Source organism: Gilliamella sp. BG1 (genome assembly GCF_046635625.1).
Classification (GTDB): domain Bacteria; phylum Pseudomonadota; class Gammaproteobacteria; order Enterobacterales; family Orbaceae; genus Gilliamella; species Gilliamella bombi.
This window is the reverse complement of the sequence record NZ_JBIDFG010000013.1, coordinates 21,098-45,682: the sequence shown is the minus strand read 5'-3', so window position 1 is coordinate 45,682 and position 24,585 is coordinate 21,098. Positions and strand designations below refer to the sequence as shown.

Sequence of the window (24,585 nt, the reverse complement as noted above, 5' to 3'; positions counted from 1 at the left end):
TATAATGAGTATTCAAATCAAATTACCTGATATCGGTGGTGACGAAGTAGAAGTAACCGAAATTCTGGTTAAAATAGGTGATAAAGTTGAAGCTGATCAGTCAATTATGACAGTTGAAGGTGATAAAGCATCAATGGAAATCCCTGCACCACAGGCTGGTATTGTTAAATCTATTTCTGTAAAAATTGGCGATAAAGTCAAAACAGGTGTTGACATTATGGTCTTTGATGGGCAAGGTGGCGAAACTGCTGCTCCAGCTCCAGCTCCAGCTACAGCTACAGCACAAGAAGCACCAAAAGTTGAAGTAACGCCAACTGCAACTAGCCAAATTGTAGATGTAAAAGTTCCAGATATTGGTGGTGATGAAGTCGAAGTAACGGAAATTTTGGTAAAAGTAGGCGATACTATATCTGTTGATGATTCATTAATTACCGTTGAGGGTGATAAAGCCTCAATGGAAGTACCAGCAACCATTGCTGGTACGGTTAAAAGTATCACGATAAAAGTGGGTGATAAAGTGAAAACAGGTTCCAAAATCATGGAATTTGAAACCACATCTAGTGCAGCTCCAGTTACTCAAGCAGCTCCAGCTGCCGCAGCGCCTGTTGCTGAAAAAGCAGCACCTGAGCCAACGCCAACGCCAGCACCAGTTGCTGCAAAATCAGCGCCTGCTTCATCAAGCAATGAGTTTGTTGAAAACGATGCTTATGCTCATGCAACACCATCTGTACGTCGTTTAGCACGTGAATTTGGGGTAAATTTAGCAAAAGTTACTGCTACAGGTCCTAAAAACCGTATTTTACGTGAAGACATTCAAACTTACGTAAAAAATGCTGTTAAACAAATTGAAAGTGGCGCTACAGGTGGTGCATTACCTGGTCTATTACCATGGCCTAAAGTTGATTTTAGCAAATTTGGTGAAGTTGAAAGTTTACCATTAACTAAAATTCAAAAAGTATCAGGTGCAAATTTACACCGTAACTGGGTAATGATTCCGCATGTGACAGAATTTGATGAAACAGATATTACTGATTTAGAAGCATTCCGTAAGCAACAAAATGCAGAAGCAGAAAAGAAAAAACTTGATCTTAAGATCACGCCACTTGTGTTTATCATGAAAGCGGTAGCAAGTGCATTAACAGCGTATCCACGCTTTAATAGCTCATTATCTGAAGATGCCCAAACCTTAATTATCAAAAAATACATTAATATTGGCGTTGCTGTCGATACACCAAATGGTCTTGTAGTACCAGTATTTAAAGATGTTGATAAAAAGGGTATTGTTGAACTTTCTCGTGAGCTTGCGGCAATTTCTAAAAAGGCACGTGAAGGTAAATTGACAGGTAGCGATATGCAAGGTGGATGTTTCACTATTTCTAGCCTTGGTGGCATTGGTACAACCTCGTTTACACCAATTGTTAATGCGCCAGAAGTTGGTATTTTAGGTGTATCTCGCTCTAGCATGAAACCAGTTTGGAATGGCAAAGAGTTTACACCACGGCTAATGTTGCCATTATCATTATCATTCGATCACCGAGTTATTGATGGTGCTGATGGTGCACGCTTCTTAAGCCATATTGTTAACGTCTTATCCGACTTACGTCGTTTAGTGATGTAATTAAGGAGATCAAATTATGAGTCAAGATGTTAAAACACAAGTTGTGGTTTTAGGAGCAGGACCAGCGGGTTATTCCGCTGCGTTCCGTGCTGCCGACCTTGGACTAGAAGTTACCCTTGTTGAACGTTATTCAACACTTGGTGGTGTTTGTTTAAATGTAGGCTGTATTCCATCAAAAGCATTACTTCATGTTGCTAAAGTAATGGATGAAGCAAAATCATTAACCGAACATGGTATCCATTTTGGTACACCTAGACTTGAATTAGACAAAGTGCGTGGCTGGAAAGAAAAAGTTATTAGTCAACTGACTAATGGACTAGCTGGTATGGCCAAAATGCGCAAAGTCAATGTTATTCAAGGTGAAGCACAGTTTACTGGTAGTCATACAATGGAGGTAACTTCATCAAAAGGAATCACTAAGATCACCTTTGATAATGCAATTATTGCAGCGGGCTCTCGTCCAATCAAGTTGCCTTTTATTCCACATGATGATCCTCGTATTTGGGATTCTACAGATGCCTTAGCCTTAACCACCATTCCTAAAAAATTATTATTAATGGGTGGCGGAATTATAGGTCTTGAAATGGGGACTGTATACCATGCACTTGGTTCAGAAGTCGATGTAGTTGAAATGTTTGATCAAGTGATTCCGGCTGCTGATAAAGATGTAATTAAAGTCTTTACTAAGCAGATCCAAAAGAAATTCACTTTACGATTGGAAACTAAAGTTACTACCGTTGAAGCAAAACATGATGCAATTTATGTTACCATGGAAAAGAAAGACGGCAGCACCGAAACTCATACTTATGATGCGGTATTAGTGGCTATTGGTCGTACACCAAATGGTAAATTAATTAGTGCGGAAAAAGCAGGCGTTAATGTTACTGACCGTGGATTTATCGAAGTCGATAAACAGATGCGTACCAATGTTCCGCATATCTATGCAATTGGAGATATTGTTGGTCAACCAATGCTTGCGCACAAAGGCGTACACGAAGGTCATGTGGCAGCAGAAGTAATTGCAGGTAAAAAACACTTCTTTGATCCAAAAACCATTCCTTCTATCGCTTATACTGAACCTGAAGTTGCTTGGGTTGGTTTAACTGAAAAAGAAGCGAAAGAAAAAGGTATTGATTATGAAGTATCAATCTTCCCATGGGCAGCTTCAGGACGAGCTATTGCTTCTGATTGCTCTGAAGGGATGACAAAACTGATCTTCAATAAAGCAGATAATCGCCTATTAGGTGGTGCGGTTGTTGGTGCAAATGGTGGTGAATTACTTGGTGAAATCACCTTAGCTGTCGAAATGGGTTGTGATGCCGAAGATATCGCATTAACTATCCATGCTCACCCAACATTGCATGAATCAATTGGCTTAGCCTCTGAAATTTATGAAGGCTCTGTCACTGATTTACCAAATGCTAAAGCGAAGAAGAAATAGTTAATAAGTCATTTATTTACTTAATAAAATGCCGTTAGCTTAAACTAACGGCATTTTTATTTTTTTATAAGATAATTTTTGTCAAAAAGTTTCAGGTAACTATACGTTTCAGTAAAAAATGAATTAAATAACTAAGTGTTGATCTTAATGAAAACGAGAGATAAATAAGTTATATATCATTGATAACTTTCGTAAACGTTAATACTCTAGTACCTGTTATTAACAGGTGTCTTTATATTATTAAAAAGATTAGAATACTTAGGATTTTATTCAGATGATTTATCGCAGATAAATTTGTCTGTAAATATATAAAAAGATTTTTCAGAAAAACAATACCCATTAATAATAAATTGAAAAAATGAGGTTTATATGAATACACAGGAAATACAAACAAAATACGGCATTATTTATACACGCAATGCATTGATATTATCTGACGTTAAATTAGAATGTATACCATTCACTTTGATGGTCAATACATCATTATCATTAGCAGGCTGTAAGCCAGAAATCCTGGATGCTCCAGAAGTTAAAGTTACATTTATTTTTAGTGATATTGATAGCTTATCTATTTATCTAATAGATGAATACCCTTATGAAAAATATTCAAAATCTAGTTTTGATTTAGTAGATGAAGTTCATAAAAAAGGCAAGCAACGTATAATTCTTAGTACTTATGATCATATTTTTGATGTTATAGGCAGATATAAAATTGAATATGATTAATTGATAGAAGCAATACCAACATAAACCTATCTATTGTTGGTTGTTGACAGCCTAAAAATACTCAGTAATCATTGGTAATAGAAATTATTATAAATAAAATTCATAAAACACGGTTCTATCTTTCTGCCTTTGATTAAATAGCTTGGAATATTGATTCACACAGTATTAAACAATATTTGGATGTTGGTAACAGAGTTTGATATGTTAAAACTGAATGTTTTTGCTGATCAAAATTTAATATTTGAACACGCCTTTCCTGTTGCATCCTTATTTACTTAATAAAATGCCGTTAGCTTAAACTAACGGCATTTTTATTTTTTATAAGATAATTTTTGTCAAAAAGTTTCAGGTAACTATACGTTTCAGTAAAAAATAAATAAATTATCTATAACTATATTTTTAAATGAAAGTAATTTTATAATGAATTCATTATATTCATCAGGCTTTGATAACTATCAACATCATGATAGCGTACCTTACTAGTCGAAAGTTCGTTAAAAAGCTTTTTCGCGCACGAAATTTTTGCTTGTTCAATTGGCCTTAAATTTAAACTATCCATAGTACCTTTGGTTTCAGCAATAAAAAAGATATGCTTTACTTTCCCAACATGAAAAGCAATTGCCCAATCGGGTGAATAATTACCAACAGGTGTTGGAATATGAAAACCTTTTGGTAATTTTGCATATACGCACACTTCTTCTGCCGTATCAAGATCTTCAACAAATTTCCGTTCAATACTTTTTTCGGCTAGACCATCGGTAAATACATAATTTTGAATTGCTTTTTTCGCTAAAAACGCTTTATCGTAACTTTGTAAACTTTTTTCCTGAGTGAAAATAGTACTGTCATATTTGCCTGAAGTTTTATTGTATGTAATATGTTCTATAATTGTAGTTGCTTTTTGTTCTTTAATTAATTTAATAATTTTAGCAATAAATTCTTCTGGATTATCCTTGAACATATCTAGTTTTTTTGTATCTAACCCCTTTAATATGGCCACTACTGTTTTGCGGGTTAATGTGGTTTCTTGCGCAATCTGACCAATCAAGTCGTATTTTATTGGTTTAAAATAAGCATGTTCCAAAGTGGTAGTCTTTGTTTCTTGAGTTTTAAACGCATCATTTTGATAGATACTTTGTGTCGTTATCTGCTCTTTAAGTTGACCGACAGCCGTAATGTATTGTAGCTGCGAGACAAATAACTTATCGTTGATATGAGCAATTGCTTTGTTGATTAATTCATCACTATCAAAGTCAACAGTATAGGCATATTGCTGATTAATTTGCTGCCATAATGCTTGGAATTCGGCTTTATCAAAATTCTCATTAAGTGGATTATCTTTAATCTTTGTTTCATGACCATCGGTAAACATGGCGTCTAACTCGCTATCATTATAAATAGTCTGAATTAGGCGATGAATTCCGTCACCCATTGGTTGTAATTCATCTGGTAATGGTGCCACTGAGTTCATTACAACATCGTTGCGGTATTTATCGGTTATTTTACGCTCGATATCAACATAGCCATGACTAATTAAATAAAATTCAATTTTATCAGCTACTGCTTTATCGATAATGGTTGATACACCATTAACTTCTACATATTTACCGAAAAAGTACTCACTGGTGGCAACAGTTGGTCGATCATAAATGACTGTTTTTATGTCGGCTTGAAGATCATTAACAAAGTTTCTATAACTTTCACTAGCGATAACGGTTAACATGTTGATATCGTGGACTTGTTCGCCGCAGCTTTCAATATCCATACGATTACCATCTTGATTAACACATAAACGAAGACCACGACCAACTTCTTGCCGTTTAGCTGTTTGGTTATCGGAGTGTTTTAGTGTACAAATCTGGAAAACATTGGGATTATCCCAACCTTCACGTAGTGCTGAGTGCGAAAAGATAAATCGAGTGGGCTCATCAAAGCTTAACAGTTGTTCTTTATTTTTAAGAATCAGGTCGTAAGCTGAAATATCATCTGAAGATTCGCTACCTCGTTTTAATTGGCTATCAATACTTTTGCCAGTTTTTTTATCAATGCTAAAGTAACCTTTATGTACTTGGCTTGCATCATTACACTTAGTTTTTAAATATTGTTGATAAGGTGTGTTGCTGGCTTGGTCTAAGTATTGTTGCAAAATCGTTAGGTATTCTTGTTCAAATATTTGTCCATATTCGCCCAATATTTCGTTATTGTTATCATCATATTGGCGGTATCTTGCCACTTCATCAATAAAAAATAATGATAGTGACTTAATGCCCATATTGAACAGTTTTTCTTCTTTGTCAAAGTGGGATAATATGGTTTCTCTAATTTGAATGCGGCGCATATTTTCTTCAGAAATATCACCTATCACTTCACCGGTTTTAATTGAAACACCATTGGTAAAAGTGACTATTCCAGTCAAAGGATTGATCTCAGATACTGTATATCCCTTGTATTGCTGCATCTGTTTTGAAACAGAATAAAGATTATCACCCTCAGTAAAATGACGAATTTCACGTTTGATACCATTCTTATGATTTATTTCTAGCTCAATATTTGCCAGTGGTGGCTTTTTACTGGATAAGACGATTTGTTCAAGATACAAGTAGCTATCAGTACCTCTTAGATTTTTAACTTCAAAACCCTTTACTTCAATTTTTTTAACTAGCCGTTTATTGTATGCATCAAGTGCATCAAGGACATAAATTAGATTATTCTGTTTTTTATGGGTGGCAGAATAATTTAATGAAAATAATGGATTAAAATTTTTTAAAGCTTTTTGCGTGACTTCACCACCCATTTTTTGTGGCTCATCCAAAATAATAATGGGATTATTAGCGGCTATCACATCAATCGGCCGGCGCGAGGCAAATGCATCGCGTTTTGAGTAAATAATTCGTGCTTCTTTATTTTTGCCATCTTCTTTTAGCGAGGAAGCAAAAGCTTGGGTGTTAATGATCATAACATTAATGCCCGAATTGGCAGCAAAACTATCTAATAAAGTTAAATTTTTACTGTCATAGACAAAAAAGCGAGCCTTTTGACCATAATGCTCCATAAAATGGTCTGAGGTTATTTCAAAGGTTTTTTTTACTCCCTCACGAATGGCAATAGAGGGTACCACAACAATAAACTTGCTCCAGCCATAATGCTTGTTCAGTTCAAACATGGTTTTGAGGTAAACATAGGTTTTACCAGTACCTGTTTCCATTTCAATATCAAGACTACACCGACCTAAGTTTTTAATTAAATCAGCCGACTGTTTGATATTGTTTATATTTTGTATTTTTTTAATATTAGCGAGTAACTCGTTATCGGTTAACGAAATAATTTCATTTTTAAAACCAATATCGATTGCGCTATCATCTGATGTATAACTTGAAGCCGTTTCATAACTCATTTCTGCCTGAGTAGGTGCATTGCCTAAATCACGCACATAACGCAGGCTATTTTGATAACCTTGCCCGTTAAAAACTTGAACTACTGCATTTACTGCATCGGTTTGATATTGTTGAATTTTAAAATTAAATTTCATTACAACACCTTCCTCTTGGTTTCAGGGCTGTAGGTAGTAAAAATTTGTTCAAAATTGGTGGCAACACTATCATTTTCCATTGAGCTGTCACGCATAACAAAATAGTAAGGTTTTTGTTTGGCAATAGCCGTGATGACCTCTTCATTAATGTCTGTATCAAAGCAAGCCATTAAAAAGTTATCTGCTACGTTAAATACGGTTTTACCAGCAATGGTGGTTTGCTTAATATCACTAGAAAGTAATACCCCTAAATCCAGCATAACTTGGAACAATAAATCTTCCGCCGTTCTATCGGTTTTGATATTGTCAATCAGGGCGTCAAGAAGATCGGTATTATACTCAGCAGGGTTGTAATAAACCTCTTTCATATTACTGCTATCGCACTTTAAGACGCGAAAGCCTTTATCAAATTTAGCCTGTGGATTTTCTTGAGCAATTTTATTGCCTGCCCGGCGAATGCGCTCTTTACCAATTTCGCAGATATTTTTATAACCAGCCTTATAAGCTTCGCTTTTCTCATCCGTTGTTTCTGGCAGTTGCACCATGATAAATTTGCGGTTGCCGCCATCTTCTGCGTTGAGTTGCATAATAGCGTGGGCGGTAGTAGCGGAGCCAGAGAAAAAGTCGAGGATTATATCGTTATTATTAGTTCCAATTTGTAAACATCTATTAACTAATGATGTAGGTTTGGGATTATCAAAAAGTCCCCTAATACCGATTGAAGTTCCAAGTTCCTTGCTTCCTACATTATTCTCTGCTAAATCATTCCAAAGGGTATCAATTCTTTTTCCTTCATTCTCTCTTTCATTCCAATAGTCTTTAACTCGTAGACTTTTCCCTCCAAATACAAGCCTATTATCATTTTCAAGTGCTTTAATTTTGTCATATACCATACGCCAGCCTTTTGGTGGACAAAGCCATACACGTCCGCTATTATCGATGTAATCAAAACTTGTTTCAGGACCAGGATCCCGTGGTTTTTGTAAGCTTACTGTTTGATATAGCCCTCTACCATCGTTATCATCCTTGTTATACATTTTTCTTGATGAATCTGCTAAAGGCTTGTATGCTGAATTTAATAAAAAATTACGAGTTTTTGTGTAGAGTAATACATACTCTGTATTTATCGTAAATTTATCTATTTCTGTTTTACCACTCGAATTTCTAAGCCATACAAATTGGTTAACAAAGTTATCCTCGCCAAAAATTTCATTACAACACATCTTTAAATTTTCTTGTTCATTATCATCAATACTAATAAAAATCACACCATCATCAGTTAATAGATCTCTGGCGAGTTTTAAACGTGGATAAATCATATTCAGCCAATCGGTATGAAAGCGGCCATTCGTTTCTGTATTTTTTACTAAACGGTTGCCTTCATCATCAAATTGCCCACTGTTTTCAAGGTATTCTGATGAGTTTTGGGTAAAATCATCTTCATAAACAAAATCATTACCGGTATTATAAGGCGGGTCGATATAGATCATTTTGACTTTGCCAAGATAAGTTTCCTGCAATAGTTTTAATACCTCAAGATTATCACCTTCAATATATAAATTTTCGGTATCATCAAAATCAACACTTTCTTCACGACAAGGTCGTAAGGTTTTAGCTATGGGGGCATTGGCAAGTAGAATCGATTTCTTTTTATCTGGCCAAGTAAATTGGTAACGTTCTTCTCGACCTTCAACAATCACTGATGAAAGTTCTTGTTTGAGCATATCAAAGTCGATGGCGTATTCCACTTCACCCTGTTGGTTTTTGCGTTCAGTAATACAGTTCGGGAATTGTGCGCCGATTTTTTTGATATTTTCATCCACTTTATTGAGTGAATGCATCTTTAATTTATCCATTTAAGAATCCTTTAACTCTTGTTTCAATTGGTTAATTTTTTGCACCAATTCAAATACTTTTTTAGGCTGTAGCTCTTTTCTTGCTTGCTTTTCAAGACGTGCAATATTTAAAATCAGTTTTTGTCTTTTATCGGCAATGATAATCTGCTGCTCAAGGCTATTGCCTTGCTCAATATTGAATTTGCCGACTTGTTGAATGATGTTTTGCCAGACATTATCAAGGTTTAATCCTTTTAATTCAATGTGTAATTCTTCTTTAGCTTGCCAATCACTTTGTATCAATTTATGTTGAAAAACGGCCAATTTAGCCTGCTTAGCATATTGCAAAATAAATAGTATATTTTGCGGTATTAGTTTGGATAATAAAACAAGGCTTGTTTCATTAAAATTGATTTTTTTTAGTTGTACCAATGCCACAAAAAAAGCATTAATGTTGTTTCCTGCTGCGAGATTTATCTTTGCTGCGGAAACCTCGTTAACAAGGGTAATTTTAGCTATATCCGCATCGACTTTTTCTTTCGTAGCATTGTTCAGTTGAAACTTTGCATAGATTGTTTTTTTAGCTAACTGGTGATTTATTTCTGTCGTTTTGGGCAAACCAAGCATTATGCTACCTTATTTTCTGATTCACTGACAACTAAAAAACAGATTAATTCAAAGTCATCTAGACCTTTTATACTATCGGTAACAAAACTAACTGAGTTACCGCTTAAAAAATTATCAATATCACTGTGTTTTTTTACTTCAATAATTGAATTTATGGCATCACCAAGTCGTTGTGAAAAATGAGTCATATTACTGCCATCGGCTGTGATTTTGTTAAATTGCTGATACAATTTTGCAATGGGTTCTGTTTTGCCTTTGCAAAGTAAGCGTATTTTATCAAGTAATTGTTTTGGTGATAAATGATCACAAATAACTTCGCCATTATTAGCTACATACACCATGTAAAATGGATGAAGTCGATTTTGATTATTAATATTAATGCTGTTTGCCCGATTTTTTAATATATAAATAACTCCTGCGGGTATATCTGGTGAAGCTGGCACAACTGCATGTAATCCATACGGTGTTTTATCAAGCTCAGGATGGTTTTTGATATACTCTAGCAAATCAAGTCTAAATTCATTTAAACCTAAATCCATAATTGATATACTGTTAGTGATATCTTCAATATCAACCACTTCATCTTGTAAGCGTTTGAGCTGTGCTTTACGATAGGCTAAATCGGATTTTTCTTCTTCACTTAAAATATTGTCATCACCTGTTGCAGTCATGTCGACAATTTTCATGCGAGTTTCTACCTTAGCTTTTAGATCAATATATTCATCTAAAGTAACATCAGGCCAAAAGTTAACTAGCTGAATCGACTGATTTTTGCTGCCTATGCGATCAATACGTCCAAACCGCTGAATAATTCGTACCGGATTCCAATGTATATCGTAATTAATTAAATAATCACAATCTTGTAAGTTTTGCCCTTCAGAGATGCAATCGGTTGCAATTAATATATCAATCTCATGAGTGTTATTCGGCATTAACAAGTGTTTATCTTTTGATTTGGGTGAAAAGCAGGTTAAAACAGTGTTTAAATCACAATGCAATTTAGGTACAGTAGATCTTCCGTCAACCGAACCTGTTATCATTGCGGTATGTAGGGAAAAGTTATTTTGTACATACTGGCTAACGTGATCAAACAAATAACTTGCTGTATCGGCAAAAGCGGTAAATATAATCACTTTTTTATTATTGTTATTAATGGGGTTTAGTTGCTTATTTTTAATAATAGTAAGTAAATTTTGTAATTTAATATCATGTTTTGCGGTGATATCACTTATCATATGAGTTAATAATGATAAGATTTCATAATCTTTAGTAAGATAGTGTTTCCATGAAAGATAATCCATATCGGCTAAGGCAATTTTTACTTTTTTGCCAAATGTAAATAACTGATCATTATTTTGTTCATCTTCATCAAGATCATTGAAATTAGTAATATCGGTAAGCTCTAATTCTTTTTTTATACTTTGATTATAAGATTCAATAGTAGCTATTGTTTGCTGAATAAAGTTTTTTATACGCTCTAATGTATGATTAAATGAGAATACTGAGCTTTCCAGTCGTTTCATCAAGTTGATTGCCATTAAACGACGAATTCCTTGTTCTCGATTAGCTTGGGTAAATCCTACATTGATTGTGTTGTCCTCATATATTTCTGCATACTTTTCCATTTTACTTGGTAAGATAAAGTGGGTAGGGGTATAAATTGATAGATTCAGTAGCATTAGTTGTTCGAAAATTTCGTTATAACTTATTGCATTAGCTAAATCAGTTAGTTTAGGTCTTACTGAAATAGGCTTGAGCCTGGTTGGAAAAGTACCTATATCTGTGGTATCGTAATATTTTTGAATGTGTTTGCGTGAACGAGCAATCGTAACAGAATCCAATACTTCGAAAAAGTCAAAATCCAACATCCGTAATAGGCTTTCTGTTGTTCTTTCAGTTGTATCTTGTTTACTCCAAATGTTAAATGCTTTTTGTGCATTCTTAAAAATCTCATCCAATGAACGATGAGTATTGAGATTTTCATCAATATGACTGGTTTTTCCTTCGTAAGCAAGGGCTAATTGATTTTTTAAATCATTGAAACGATTATTAACAGGTGTTGCGGAAAGCATCAATACTTTAGTTTTGACCCCTTTTCGGATCACTTGATTAAGTAATTTTGAATATCGATTTTCTTTTTCATTTTCGTTGTCTTTGCTTGATAATTTGCCACCATTACGGAAATTATGTGATTCATCAATCACTACAAGGTCGTAATTATTCCAATGAATTCGATCTAAATCTATACCATTTGATTTACCACAAGAGCGATTAAGGTCGGTATGAAAAAGCACATCATACCGTAATCGATCTTCAGCGATGGGGTTATTAATGTAATTTGCTTTGTAAGTGTTCCAGTTATTGTTCAGTTTTTTAGGGCATAAAACGAGCACAGACTTATTTCGGTTTTCATAATATTTAATTACTGATAAAGCAGTAAATGTTTTACCCAGCCCAACACTGTCAGCTAAAATACAGCCATTATATTTTTCAAGTTTATTGATGATTGCTAAGGCTGCATCTTTTTGAAAGTTGAATAGCATATTCCAGATTTTGCTATTTTTGAATCCAGTAGCTTCGTTGGGCAATACATCTTCTGAAATATCTTCAAGAAATTCATTAAAAATATTATAGAGGATAACAAAATAGATAAACTCAGGTGAATTTTCATTGTAGGCGCTGGCAATATTGTCGATAACAATATTGGTTACATCCTGAAGTTTAGTTTTATCTTGCCAAAGTTCATTAAAAATGGAAAGAAATTTAATTGAATCTGGAGAAGGAATCTTTTGTACTATGTTGTAAGCATTGTTTCCTCGTTCACAACCTAGATCAATAGTTGTAAATCCATTGATTGGTATATAAGCATTATCGTCTACATGTATGAATCCAGCCATATTTTCATTAGTGATGTTGGATTTAAATGTAACCTTTTGTCTAATCCAATCAGCACATTCTTTAGCAATCGCTTTTTGTGTTAATTCGTTACGAAGTTTAATTTCAAATTCGGTACCATAAAGGCTACGTTCTCGATTAAGGCGTGGTATGTAGAATTCTCTTTGTGCTTTTGGGGTTTGCTCGGTTATAAAGGTTGGCGAAGTAAAGATGAAACGGAGTTCATCTATATTTTTCAACTCTTTTTTGAGTTTTTCAAAAGCAAAAAATGAAAAGCATGCGGCAACGATTGCTAATTTACTCCCTTGCTTTATTTCGCCTGATAGATCTTCTTGGAGCGTTTTCGTTATGTTATCTATGATTCCCATTGTTTTATTTTCTCTGCGATATTATCTGTACTAATGCTAACTTCCCTTATTTTAAATTAGCTTCTACAAAAAAGTATTGTCATTGGAGATTAACTATAGCGCAATTTATTGTGATATTTTTATTATTGTAAAAATGTAAATTATTGTCTAGAAATGTTTTTATCTATTTTTTGCTAAAAAGTATGGTTGTTGATAGTGGATAAAAATTGGAAAAAAATTTACTGATACAAATAAAAATCATAAGCGAATATCTCATGGCAAAAAAAGTTAGTGTTAAGTTTAAATAATAATTAATTATCTTTTAACTCTTTCTAAAAAATACACTCACAAGTAGAAAATTTTTTATGATCAAAATAGAATTTAAATATGAAAAAATGATAGTGCAAAAAATAACCTAACATTAAGTTTCTAATATATTGGTTATTTACATATAATATTTCATTTATTCAATCGATTTGCTATACATTATTTATGTAATTATGCGATATATACCTGATAACTAGCTCAAACTGTATTTTAAAAGTGATTAAGTATATAATGCCCCACAAATTTAATTAATTTATATCATCTAATATATATTTTTATGAAATCTTCAATTATCAACAAATTAGAAATGCTACAAGAGCGTTATGAAGAAGTTCAAGCATTATTGTCTGATGCTTCGGTTATTGCCGATCAAAATCGCTTTCGCACTTTGTCTAAAGAATATTCGCAATTAACAGGGGTGGTTAAGTGTTTTTCTGATTGGAAGCAAACTCAAGAGGATATTGAGACAGCTAAAATGATGCTATCCGATCCTGAAATGAGTGAAATGGCGCAAGAGGAGTTAAACGAAGCATTAAGTCGAGTTGAAGAACAAGAAAAGCAACTACAAGTTTTACTATTACCTAAAGATCCTAATGATGACTATAATTGTTTTGTCGAAGTTAGAGCAGGAACGGGGGGTGATGAAGCGGCTATTTTTGCAGGTGATTTAGCTCGAATGTATACAAGATTTGCCGAATCACAAAATTGGCGTGTTGAGATTATGAGTGCAAATGATGGTGAACATGGTGGCTATAAAGAAGTTATTATGTTAGTTAGTGGGGATGGTGTTTATGGTAATTTAAAATTTGAATCTGGTGGACACCGAGTCCAACGTGTGCCAGAAACAGAATCTCAAGGTCGTATTCATACCTCTGCTTGTACTGTTGCTGTTTTACCGGAAGTTCCTGAAGCAGAAATGCCTGAAATTAACCCCGCTGATTTAAAAATTGATACCTATCGTTCATCTGGCGCAGGTGGTCAGCATGTTAATACAACAGATTCTGCTATTCGTATTACCCACATTCCTACGGGCATCGTTGTTGAATGTCAAGATGAGCGATCGCAACATAAAAACAGAGCCAAAGCAATGTCAGTTTTAGCTGCAAGAATTCAAGATGCGGAACTACGTAAGCGCCAACAAGAAGAGGCTTCAACACGTCGAAATCTATTAGGTTCAGGCGATCGTTCAGATAGAATCAGAACATATAATTATCCACAAGGTCGAGTAACCGATCATCGAATTAATTTAACGCTTTACCGTTTAGACGAAGTCATGGAAGGAAAATTAGAGATGCTAATCGATCCGATTGTGCAGGAATATCAGGCCGATCAACTAGCAGCTTTATCGGAACAAGATGAATGACATACTTACAATGGCTTAAAAGTGCATCTCAAACCTTAACAGATAGTGAAAGCCCAAAGCGAGATGCTGAAATTTTACTGAGTTTTGTTACGCAAAAAACGCGGACATTTTTAATGGCGTTCAGTGAAACATTGCTAACTGATGATGAATTGATTGCTTTATCTGAATGTTTAGAACGCAGGAAAAATGGTGAGCCTATCGCTTATATAACTGGCGAAAAAGAGTTTTGGTCTTTAAAGTTTAATGTTTCTAATGCCACTTTAATACCTAGACCAGATACCGAAAAATTAGTTGAATTAGGTTTAGAGTACCTTCCTAAAGTGCCTTGTGAAGTATTGGATCTTGGCACGGGAACAGGCGCGATAGTTATTGCAATGGCAACCGAACGTCAAGACTGTTTATTTACCGCAATTGAAAAAAATAAAGATGCCCTAATCTTAGCTCAAAAAAATGCTGCCCAAATTGGGGTGAATAATGTTTATTTTTTACAAGGTGATTGGTACAAGCCAATAAAGAATAGAAAGTTTTCAATGATTGTCAGTAACCCTCCTTATATTGAGCCAACAGACATCCACTTATCCCAAGGCGATGTACGCTACGAACCAAGAAGCGCATTAGTTTCTGAAGATGATGGTTTAGCTGATATTAAACTAATTGTACAAGGTGCAACTAAGCACTTAAACCAATATGGGTGGTTACTAATAGAACATGGTTGGAAACAAGGCGAGGCAGTGCAAACTGTTTTTAAACAACACGGATTTCAATTAGTAGAAACCTTCACCGACTACAGTGGTAATGATAGAGTCACCCTTGGTCGCTGGTTTAAACCTTAACTAGGAAAATTTTATGATGCAGCAAAAAAAAGTAAACATTGGTGACATTACTGTCGCTAATGATCTACCCTTTGTACTATTTGGTGGTATGAATGTGCTTGAATCTCGTGATTTGGCGATGAAAATCTGTGAACATTATGTCACCGTTACCAATAAACTAAATATTCCTTATATTTTTAAAGCCTCTTTTGATAAAGCAAATCGCTCATCAATTCATTCCTATCGTGGACCAGGATTAGAAGAAGGGCTAAAAATATTTCAAGAGCTTAAACAACAATTTGGCGTTAAAATTATTACTGATGTACATACTGAAGCACAATGTCAACCCGTTGCTGATGTGGTTGATGTAATTCAATTACCTGCCTTTTTAGCAAGACAAACTGATTTAGTTGTTGCAATGGCTAAAACAGGCGCAGTAATTAATGTCAAAAAACCACAATTTGTTAGTCCAGGGCAGATGGGTAATATTGTTGAAAAATTTGAAGAGGCTGGTAACAATCAAATCATCCTTTGTGATCGTGGTAGTTGTTTTGGTTATGACAACTTAGTGGTTGATATGCTTGGTTTTAACATTATGAAAAAAGCAAGCAAAGGGTCACCAGTTATTTTTGATGTTACTCATGCTCTTCAATGCCGTGATCCTATGGGAGCAGCATCAGGTGGACGTCGTGGTCAAGTAACAGAACTTGCACGTTCGGGCATGGCTGTTGGTATTGCTGGGTTATTTTTAGAATCCCACCCAGATCCAAGTCATGCAAAATGTGATGGACCGTCAGCGTTACCACTAGCAAAATTGGAACCTTTCTTAAAACAGATGAAAGCCATTGATGAACTAGTAAAAAGTTTTGATGAAATTGATACTGAACATTAAGAGTTTAATTATTTAGCTACGATTAAAAAAACGTTATTTATTATAAGGTAAACGGTATTTTTAGCATATTAATAAAAAAGAGAAACCAAATGTGATTTCTCTTTTTTATTTGGTTATGTGGTCATTTTACGTTATTAATCTTTAGAAATTACTTACTTTTTAATTTTCAATTTTTCAACCACAGTAATAAATATACATAAAAAATGCCATATCCTAAATCATAGGTAGCGTGTTGATATTATAAATAAAATTGGTGATAGACTAAATATTGACACCAAACGTTCATTTAGAACATATTCATTAGCATCTTCCAAAATCGTCATAACACATTAAATAGTGTGACTTTAATGATTAATACTAACGTAATTTTGTACGTGGGTTGTCCATTTACAATGGGATATTTATACAAAGGTTTATATTTTTGGTGATATTTTTGTAAAAAATATTCAGGATTCTATACCGTCATAAGTTTAAAAAACTCTAAAAAAAGTCCGTCATATTATTTTTTACAATAAAAAAAGTTGTGACTTTTATCTAAAAATTAGCATAAAAATCGATCTTTTTAGTGATTATGATCACGATTTAGAGTGTTTAATTTGCTAGATAAAATATGTTTATGCATTATAAAAATACATATTTACCTCATATCTGAATTTAAATATACCACCTAAACATGTCACCTAAATATAGTTTAGGAGTTAAATATTTAAAATAAAAATTAATTTTAATTTACCTATAAATCACATTTTTATAGTTTATTGTAAGTTAAACAGCATAAATTTATCATTTTAGGAAAACCAATATGAATACCTATAATGCACAAATAAAACCTCGTCCATTTAATCATTTAACTAAATTGATTTTATCCTTATCTATTTTAAGTAGTGCCGTTCCTGTTTATGCTACCTACGAAAACCATTTTGTCGATGATTCTTCATTAACTGGTAATGTCTTTTTTTGGAATCGAGATCGTGAACGCAAAGATATTGATACACATAAGTATGAAAAAAACCTAAGACATACTTCATTCAATACTAATTTGGATTTTAAATCAGGCTATATTGCCGATAGATTGGCTATTGAACTCGGTGGTTATGGCGCTTGGGAAGTCAGTAATGGCGGTAATGGACACCCAAATGAAATAGGATTTAGTGGTGCTCATACCCGTTGGGATGAGGATTGGAAGAAAGATGTCAGTGGACTTAGTTTTTATAAAGCACAAGCAAATTTTAAAATTGACGAATTATTTTGGGTAAAAGCAGGTTATATTCAGCCATCAGGACAAACATTACTTGCGCCACATTGGAGTTTATTACCGGGTACTTATCGTGGGTTTGAGATAGGTTCAACGCTTGATTTTGATAGCGCTGGAGCATTGTCGATGTCATATATGTGGAGTGATAAATATAAAGCACCTTGGTATAAACGGCTTTATGAATTTAAACAGTGGGGAAAAGGTAAAAAAATTGATTATTTACATTCTGCCGGTTTGAAGTATGACTTTAAAAATGACTTAGTATTAGAAAGTGCATTTGGACAAGCACAAAATTATATGAACCAATTTTTTGGTAAAGTATCTTATAAAATGGAAGTATTTGATAATCCTATGATTATGAGCTACCAATTTTATGGCGCTAAAGATCAATCTCATAAAGGTACAGATGTATATGATGGCTTAGCGTGGTTGCAAGCAGCAACATTAGGCTATCAAGTTGGTGCTATAGGTCTACGATTTGAAGGCGTTTCGGTTAAAGCTGATGGAGAACAGGGATTCTTTTTACAACGTATGACACCTGATTATGCTTCATCAAATGGTCGTTTAGATATATGGTGGAATTCTCGCTCAGACTTCAATGCTAATGGTGAAAAAGCCCTGTTTGCTGAAGTGACTTATGATTTAAGTCACTTATCTCATTATTTAGCGGGTTGGAAAACAGGTGCGTCTTATGCCTATGGTTGGGATGCAAAACCTAGCACTAATCGTCAATACAATCAAAAACAGCGTTTGATTGAATCTGCATATAACTTTGATTTAGGTTATACCGTGCAAGAAAGTTGGGCAAAAGATACAACCTTCCAATTGCACTATACCAAATATAATAACCATTCAAATATACCGAGCTGGGGTGGTGGATACGGTAATATCTTCCAAGATGAACGGGACATTAAATTTATTGTTACAATTCCATTCACTGTTTTTAGTGCTAAACAAAAATAGGTAAAAAAGATGAAAAAGATTAAGGCAACGATATTAGCAACTTCAATCCTTTCTTTGTTAAATATATGTGCGATCCAATCAGTACATGCTTCTCAACAAATTGCTGATTTGATTAGTTCTCAACTTAATGTTAAATATGAAGTCGTCGACAATCAAGCAAACGCAAATGGCGTTAACTGTTCAGCTTTAGGTGCTGATTGGGCTTCTTGTAATAACGTCATGATTTCAATTAAAAATACTGGAACAGCCATTAATAATAAAGATTGGGCTATCTATTTTGATAATATCAGAATGATTCTAGCTGTAGACAATGATCAGTTTAAAATCACCCATATTACAGGTGATTTACATAAGCTCGAGCCAACAGAAAAGTTCACTGGTTTTCCTGCTAATACAACGGTGAATATTCCAATTATTGGGGAATATTGGATTGTAAGTGAAAGTGATGTTATGCCTCGTTGGTATGTAACTTCAAGTGATGCTAAACCCAAAATTATTGTTAACACTAACACGGATTCTGACAATTTATCGGCATTTGTTGCACCAATAAAACAACAATGGAAAAGAACGGCTGATGATCACAATATTTTAATGACGCCTGCTAACCGTTTTGAATATAACGCCGATATTAATAAATTATCTGAATTATCGTTACGAGGGCAAATTCTACCAACACCAAGCAAACTTACAATAGGTAAAGAGGATGTTACGATTGATCAGCAAGGCGTTAATTTAATTCTTGATGGTTTAAATCAAGATAGTTTAGCTATTCTAAAGGCACAATTTAAAGCATTAAACATAGCTGTGACAGAAAAAGGTTATCAAATAAAAGCAACGATTGATCCTAAACAATTCGAACAAGGAAAAGTAGGATCATATCAATTAGATATTAAAAATGATAAGACATTAATCACCGCTTATGATGAAGCAGGAATTTTTTATGCAGTTCAGTCAATTTTATCTGTTATTCCTGTAAATCATGCTAATTCAATACCAACGTTAAATGCAGTCGATTCGCCACGTTTTACATATCGAGGGATTATGCTTGATATTGGGCGTAATTTTAAATCTAAACAAGCCATATTAAGTTTATTAGATCAAATGGCAAAATATAAAATGAATAAATTTCATTTTCACTTAAGTGACGATGAAGGTTGGCGAATTCAAATTCCTGGATTACCTGAGCTAACCGATATCGGTAGTAAACGCTGTCACGACCTCACGGAGCAAAATTGTTTATTACCACAATTAGGTTCGGGACCTGATAGTAATACAAGTGGATCAGGATTTTTAAGTCGTAATGATTACATTGAAATTGTCAAATATGCAAAAGCACGCTTTATCGAGGTTATTCCTGAAATCGATATGCCTGCACATGCCAGAGCAGCAATAGTATCAATGGAAGCACGTTATAAACGCCTAATGAATGAAGGAAAAGAGCAACAAGCTAATAAGTATCGTTTAGTTGATCCAACCGATACATCTAATACCACAACGGTACAATTTTATAATCGCTTAAGCTATTTGAATCCTTGTCTTGATTCATCTAAACGCTTTGTTAATAAAGTTATCGATGAAATCGCAAAAATGCATATTGAAGCAGGGCAACCGCTTAATACTTGGCATTTTGGTGGTGATGAAGCTAAAAATATCCGTTTAGGTGCAGGTTATCAAGATCTGCAAGCAAAAGAAAAAACTAATATTAAAGGTACTATTGATCAAAGTATTGAAGATCATCCATGGGCTAAATCACAAGCTTGTCAAACTTTTGTGAGAAAAGGCGAAGTGAAAGATATTGAGCATCTACCAAGTTATTTTGCACAACAAGTCAGTACCATTATTAAAGATCATGGCATAAACCATATGCAAGCATGGCAAGATGGTATGAAACATGCTAAAAATGCCAAATCTTTTGCAGTCGATAAAGTTACAGTTAACTTTTGGGACACATTATATTGGGGGGGATTTGATTCAGTTAATGAATGGACAAATAAAGGTTATCAAGTAATTATCTCTAATCCAGACTATGTTTATTTAGATATGCCATATGAAGTGAATCCAAAAGAAAGTGGTTACTATTGGGCAACACGTTTTAGTGATGAACGTAAAATATTTAGTTTTGCGCCCAATAATTTACCACAAAATGCTGAAACTTCGGTTGACCGAGATGGTAATCCATTTACAGCTAAAGGTACTATGAACTGGTCAGGTGCTTATGGGCTATCAGCACAAATTTGGACTGAAGATATCCGTAGTGATAACAAAATGCAATATATGACTTTTCCTCGTTTACTAGCGGTTGCTGAAAGGGCTTGGCATCAAGCTGATTGGGAAATGGCTTATCAAAAAGATCGCCAATATCAGCAAGGTGAAACACATTATGTAGATAGCAAAGCGTTACATGATGATTGGAATCGCTTTGCTAATTTACTTGGACAAAGAGAGCTAGCTAAACTTGATCTTGCGGGTATAAATTATAGATTACCTATCCCTGGTGCAAAAATTGTAAATGGTAAATTAAACGCCAATATTGTATTTCCGGGATTAAACATTGAATATTCAACAAATAATGGAAAAAATTGGAAACTTTATACTGTTCCAGTGGCAATTAATAAAGATAACACTATCTCTATTCGTAGTATTTCATCAGATCAAAAAAGAACAAGTCGTATAGAAAAGCTAAATTAAGCTTTAAAACACTAATATTCTTATCCGTTTATCGGATAAGAATAAAGCCTAAGAAAGGGAGTTGATGATATTTAATGAAGCGTTTCCATTAGCTCCATTTCGTCAAAATCGTCATCATTCCCATCTTCAAAATAAGTGCCCCAACCATCATAATTGACGTCAAATTGAGTAGTAAGTGTGATGATTTCTGCAATTTGTGCATTTATTATTTCGGCATTGAGTGGGCTTTCGGTAACAATATCAAAAGCGATAACAACATTGCCTGCATCGTCAATATCTTCATCGGGATCGGTTGCTTCATAGCCTAATTTATAGGCTTCTACTGCCACTTTTTCTAATTTATCAAAATTTTGTGATGAAATGTGATGCTCAATGATATAAAGTGCATGAGGATCGCTACCATCTTCTAATAGTTCCTCAATAATTGCGCTAGTATCTTGTTGAGCAAGGCGAATTTGATCTTTCATAATATACCTTTTAGTGGTCATGCAAATTGTGTGGTATATTACACGTTTCAAAATAATTTTCGAGAAAAAAATGATCGTTGATTTACATTCACATACTACGGCATCGGATGGTCTTTTAACACCTAGCGATCTTGTCAAAAGAGCTGTGGATAACCAAATTGCTATTTTGGCTATTACCGATCATGACACCGTTAAAGGTTTACCTGAAGCTCAAAAAACGATTGCTAACGAAAATTTACCTATTAAATTAGCTTGTGGTGTTGAAATATCAACTTCTTGGAAAAACAACGAAATCCATATTGTTGGGTTAAATATTGATATTGCACATCCTGAGTTAACGACACTGCTATCATCACAAGAACAAGGAAGAATCGATCGAGCGTTGGCTATAAGCCATAAATTAGCTAAAGTTAGTATTGCAAACGCTTATCAACAAGCACAACAATTTGCAAAAGGAGACATTGTTTCGCGTGCTCATTTTGCAAGATTTTTAGTTGCTAACGGCTATGTTAAAGACATTAAACGCGCCTTTAAAAGGTACTTAGGCAAAGGTGGTTATGCTTATGTACCAGCAACATGGTGTAGTATTTCAGATGCAGTTAATGCCATTCATGCGGCAAAAGGACAAGCAGTACTTGCACATCCAAGTCGATATGATCTAACTTTAACTAAATTGAAATTATTAATAAGTGAGTTTAAATCTAGTGGTGGTGATGCAATTGAAGTTTCACAAAGCAGGCAAACGCAAGATGATTTACAAAAATTAGCTAAATTAGCCAATGAATTTGAACTATTGGCATCACAAGGATCGGATTTTCATGGTGTTGACACCTATTTAGATTTAGGAAAAACAACCCCACTACCCGGTAGTGTTACACCAATTTGGCATAATTGGAAATTCTAAATAAATCTGGATTAAAATCGATTTATATTCGTGCTTCACTATAAGGTTAACGATATAAAATTTAATTATGCAAATCAGATTAACAATAATATTGATATAGAAGAAAATTATGAGTCAAACTTTTTATATTCATCCAGATAATCCGCAAACTCGATTATTAAATCAAGTTGTCAACATATTAAATGATGGTGGTGTTATAGCTTTTCCGACCGATTCAGGATATTCACTGGGTTGTTTACTAGACAATAAATCGGGTGTTGATCGAATTTGTCAAATTCGTCAACTTGATAAAAATCACAATTTTACCTTGATGTGCCGTGATCTTTCTGAACTATCTAGTTATGCTTTTGTCGATAACGCAACTTTTCGGTTACTAAAAAATAATACCCCGGGTAAATATGTTTTTATTTTACAGGCAAGTAAAGAAGTACCCCGTCGATTGATGAATGAAAAACGCAAAACAATTGGACTAAGAATTCCTGATAATAAAATTGATTTAGCGTTGCTCGAATTATTAGGGCAGCCATTAATGACTGCGACATTAATTTTACCTAATGATGACCAAGCGCAATCCGATCCCGACGAAATAGAAGATAAAATAGGTTATCAGCTTGATGCGATTGTGCACGGTGGTTATATAGGTCAACAACCTACCAGCGTAATTGACTTGACTAATGACTATCCAACAATTATTCGTAAAGGGAGTGGAGATACTAAGCCATTCGAATAAATGTTCATTTTTTATTGTCAATATATCGACAATATAGTTAATAGAAAATTGATACCTGAGAAGGTAACAGCGAGGATTTTATGAAAAATAGCAAATTAGCATTCCCACAACTTGGCAAAAAGACAAATAGCGTTAAAGCAAAGGAAAAGCAACTCTACGAAAAACCAAAAACCTCAAAAGTACCAGCTATTACACGCAAAACATCGGCACATGATAATACTGAAAAACTCCAAAAAGTATTAGCTAATTTAGGTAATGGATCACGCCGAGAGATTGAAGCAATGATTGTGGACGGTAAAATCAGTGTAGATGGTAAAATTGCCTCATTAGGTGATCGAGTTGATGTAAATGCAAACCCTAAAATTCGTATCAATGGACATTTAGTTCAGCTTAGAAGTAAAGAAAAAGAAGTTTGCCGAGTACTAGCTTATTATAAACCAGAAGGTGAAATTTGTTCACGCAATGATCCGCAAGGACGGGCAACTGTTTTTGAACGTTTACCTAGATTAAAAAATGCCCGTTGGGTGAACATTGGCAGACTTGATATCAATACATCGGGTTTATTATTATTCACAACTGATGGTGAATTAGCTAATCGATTAATGCATCCACGGCACGAGATTGAGCGTGAATATGCAGTGCGAGTATTTGGTAATGTGACTGATCAACAAATTAACCAACTTCGTAAAGGGGTGCAACTAGAAGATGGCCCAGCCTCATTTCAATCAATTAAAGCACAAGGTGGTGATGGAATTAACCAATGGTTTAATGTAGTTATAACAGAAGGCCGTAATCGGGAAGTTCGTAGAATGTGGGAAGCTATTGATGTGCAAGTTAGTCGATTGCTACGCATTCGCTATGGCAATATCACTTTACCCAAAGGATTATCACGCGGAACTTGGCTAGAACTTGGTATTGACTCAGTCAATTACTTACGTGAACTAGTCGGTTTGCCACCTGAATCTAAAAGTTTCACCACAAATTCTTCTTCTGACAAAAGAATAGTAAGACCTAAACGAGTCAAACTTAATCAACAGATTAAAACAACACGGCAAAGAGTAACTCAAAAAGCAACTCGAAAATAACCTTTACCCTGCCCTTAAATAGTTTAGTTATTTAAGGGTACCAGTATAAAATATAATTCACACCTTTCCTATTTCAAATAA

At 34.4% G+C, this 24,585-nt stretch carries 16 protein-coding genes; 11 read left to right on the top strand and 5 right to left on the bottom strand.

What is annotated here, in order from left to right:
• Nucleotides 1–4 precede the first annotated feature (4 nt).
• The 3 genes from aceF to ACGH80_RS08395 all read left to right on the top strand — a co-directional run bounded on the left by aceF (nt 5) and on the right by ACGH80_RS08395 (nt 3,785).
• Nucleotides 5–1,618 (top strand): pyruvate dehydrogenase complex dihydrolipoyllysine-residue acetyltransferase, encoded by a 1,614-nt coding sequence (gene aceF, locus ACGH80_RS08405; RefSeq protein ID WP_411630903.1) that lies wholly within the window; start codon nt 5–7, stop codon nt 1,616–1,618.
• 16 nt (nt 1,619–1,634) lie between these two features.
• Nucleotides 1,635–3,059: a dihydrolipoyl dehydrogenase gene (lpdA, locus tag ACGH80_RS08400; protein WP_065560236.1), complete on the top strand. Its 1,425-nt coding sequence runs from the start codon at nt 1,635–1,637 to the stop codon at nt 3,057–3,059.
• Between the two features lie 369 nt (nt 3,060–3,428).
• The gene (locus ACGH80_RS08395; RefSeq protein WP_296300587.1) at nt 3,429–3,785 is read left to right on the top strand and encodes a hypothetical protein; all 357 of its coding nucleotides are present in this window, start codon (nt 3,429–3,431) and stop codon (nt 3,783–3,785) included.
• Nucleotides 3,786–4,200: 415 nt separating this feature from the next.
• Here ACGH80_RS08395 and ACGH80_RS08390 read toward each other — a convergent pair whose 3' ends face one another.
• From ACGH80_RS08390 to ACGH80_RS08375, 4 genes are read right to left on the bottom strand one after another with little or no spacing between them, the layout of a single operon-like run.
• The gene (locus tag ACGH80_RS08390; RefSeq protein WP_411630901.1) at nt 4,201–7,314 is read right to left on the bottom strand and encodes a type III restriction-modification system endonuclease; all 3,114 of its coding nucleotides are present in this window, start codon (nt 7,312–7,314) and stop codon (nt 4,201–4,203) included.
• On the bottom strand, nt 7,314–9,170 hold the full coding sequence (locus ACGH80_RS08385) for a site-specific DNA-methyltransferase (protein ID WP_411630899.1): 1,857 nt from the start codon (nt 9,168–9,170) through the stop codon (nt 7,314–7,316). The genes ACGH80_RS08390 and ACGH80_RS08385 overlap by 1 nt, the downstream gene beginning before the upstream one ends.
• On the bottom strand, nt 9,171–9,776 hold the full coding sequence (locus ACGH80_RS08380; RefSeq protein ID WP_065608599.1) for a DUF4391 domain-containing protein: 606 nt from the start codon (nt 9,774–9,776) through the stop codon (nt 9,171–9,173).
• Complete coding sequence (locus tag ACGH80_RS08375; protein WP_411578524.1) at nt 9,776–13,039, bottom strand: helicase-related protein; 3,264 nt, start codon at nt 13,037–13,039, stop codon at nt 9,776–9,778. The genes ACGH80_RS08380 and ACGH80_RS08375 overlap by 1 nt, the downstream gene beginning before the upstream one ends.
• A 583-nt stretch (nt 13,040–13,622) precedes the next feature.
• On the opposite strand from ACGH80_RS08375, the gene prfA reads away from it, so the two are divergent.
• From prfA to ACGH80_RS08350, 5 genes are all read left to right on the top strand, one after another.
• Nucleotides 13,623–14,708 carry a peptide chain release factor 1 gene (prfA, locus tag ACGH80_RS08370; RefSeq protein ID WP_065607402.1) on the top strand — a complete coding sequence of 362 codons (1,086 nt, stop codon included), beginning with the start codon at nt 13,623–13,625 and terminating at the stop codon, nt 14,706–14,708.
• Entirely contained in the window at nt 14,705–15,541 is an 837-nt protein-coding gene (gene prmC / locus ACGH80_RS08365) for a peptide chain release factor N(5)-glutamine methyltransferase (protein ID WP_034909809.1), read from the top strand. The genes prfA and prmC overlap by 4 nt, the downstream gene beginning before the upstream one ends.
• 16 nt (nt 15,542–15,557) lie before the next feature.
• A complete protein-coding gene (gene kdsA, locus ACGH80_RS08360) occupies nt 15,558–16,412 on the top strand; it encodes a 3-deoxy-8-phosphooctulonate synthase (RefSeq protein WP_065560258.1) in 855 nt (284 codons plus the stop codon).
• An 802-nt stretch (nt 16,413–17,214) separates the two neighbouring features.
• A complete protein-coding gene (locus tag ACGH80_RS08355) occupies nt 17,215–18,630 on the top strand; it encodes an OprD family outer membrane porin (RefSeq protein WP_085165233.1) in 1,416 nt (471 codons plus the stop codon).
• A 9-nt stretch (nt 18,631–18,639) separates the two neighbouring features.
• Nucleotides 18,640–21,318, top strand: a complete 2,679-nt coding sequence (locus ACGH80_RS08350; RefSeq protein ID WP_411630896.1) for a beta-N-acetylhexosaminidase — start codon at nt 18,640–18,642, stop codon at nt 21,316–21,318.
• A gap of 71 nt (nt 21,319–21,389) precedes the next feature.
• On the opposite strand, the gene rraB is transcribed toward ACGH80_RS08350, so the two are convergent.
• Complete coding sequence (gene rraB / locus ACGH80_RS08345; protein WP_411630894.1) at nt 21,390–21,785, bottom strand: ribonuclease E inhibitor RraB; 396 nt, start codon at nt 21,783–21,785, stop codon at nt 21,390–21,392.
• A gap of 70 nt (nt 21,786–21,855) precedes the next feature.
• On the opposite strand from rraB, the gene rnm reads away from it, so the two are divergent.
• The 3 genes from rnm (at nt 21,856) to rluB (ending at nt 24,504) form a co-directional block, all read left to right on the top strand.
• On the top strand, nt 21,856–22,689 hold the full coding sequence (rnm, locus tag ACGH80_RS08340; protein WP_411630892.1) for an RNase RNM: 834 nt from the start codon (nt 21,856–21,858) through the stop codon (nt 22,687–22,689).
• Nucleotides 22,690–22,798: 109 nt separating this feature from the next.
• Nucleotides 22,799–23,419 carry an L-threonylcarbamoyladenylate synthase gene (locus ACGH80_RS08335; protein ID WP_296300596.1) on the top strand — a complete coding sequence of 207 codons (621 nt, stop codon included), beginning with the start codon at nt 22,799–22,801 and terminating at the stop codon, nt 23,417–23,419.
• Between the two features lie 80 nt (nt 23,420–23,499).
• Entirely contained in the window at nt 23,500–24,504 is a 1,005-nt protein-coding gene (gene rluB / locus ACGH80_RS08330) for a 23S rRNA pseudouridine(2605) synthase RluB (protein ID WP_411630890.1), read from the top strand.
• Nucleotides 24,505–24,585: the final 81 nt, after the last annotated feature.

Coding starts and splice junctions, on each gene's coding strand:
- aceF (WP_411630903.1), top strand. CDS start 5: ATGAGTATTCAAATCAAATTACCTGATATCGGTGGTGACGAAGTAGAA.
- lpdA (WP_065560236.1), top strand. CDS start 1,635: ATGAGTCAAGATGTTAAAACACAAGTTGTGGTTTTAGGAGCAGGACCA.
- ACGH80_RS08395 (WP_296300587.1), top strand. CDS start 3,429: ATGAATACACAGGAAATACAAACAAAATACGGCATTATTTATACACGC.
- ACGH80_RS08390 (WP_411630901.1), bottom strand. CDS start 7,314: ATGAAATTTAATTTTAAAATTCAACAATATCAAACCGATGCAGTAAAT.
- ACGH80_RS08385 (WP_411630899.1), bottom strand. CDS start 9,170: ATGGATAAATTAAAGATGCATTCACTCAATAAAGTGGATGAAAATATC.
- ACGH80_RS08380 (WP_065608599.1), bottom strand. CDS start 9,776: ATGCTTGGTTTGCCCAAAACGACAGAAATAAATCACCAGTTAGCTAAA.
- ACGH80_RS08375 (WP_411578524.1), bottom strand. CDS start 13,039: ATGGGAATCATAGATAACATAACGAAAACGCTCCAAGAAGATCTATCA.
- prfA (WP_065607402.1), top strand. CDS start 13,623: ATGAAATCTTCAATTATCAACAAATTAGAAATGCTACAAGAGCGTTAT.
- prmC (WP_034909809.1), top strand. CDS start 14,705: ATGACATACTTACAATGGCTTAAAAGTGCATCTCAAACCTTAACAGAT.
- kdsA (WP_065560258.1), top strand. CDS start 15,558: ATGCAGCAAAAAAAAGTAAACATTGGTGACATTACTGTCGCTAATGAT.
- ACGH80_RS08355 (WP_085165233.1), top strand. CDS start 17,215: ATGAATACCTATAATGCACAAATAAAACCTCGTCCATTTAATCATTTA.
- ACGH80_RS08350 (WP_411630896.1), top strand. CDS start 18,640: ATGAAAAAGATTAAGGCAACGATATTAGCAACTTCAATCCTTTCTTTG.
- rraB (WP_411630894.1), bottom strand. CDS start 21,785: ATGAAAGATCAAATTCGCCTTGCTCAACAAGATACTAGCGCAATTATT.
- rnm (WP_411630892.1), top strand. CDS start 21,856: ATGATCGTTGATTTACATTCACATACTACGGCATCGGATGGTCTTTTA.
- ACGH80_RS08335 (WP_296300596.1), top strand. CDS start 22,799: ATGAGTCAAACTTTTTATATTCATCCAGATAATCCGCAAACTCGATTA.
- rluB (WP_411630890.1), top strand. CDS start 23,500: ATGAAAAATAGCAAATTAGCATTCCCACAACTTGGCAAAAAGACAAAT.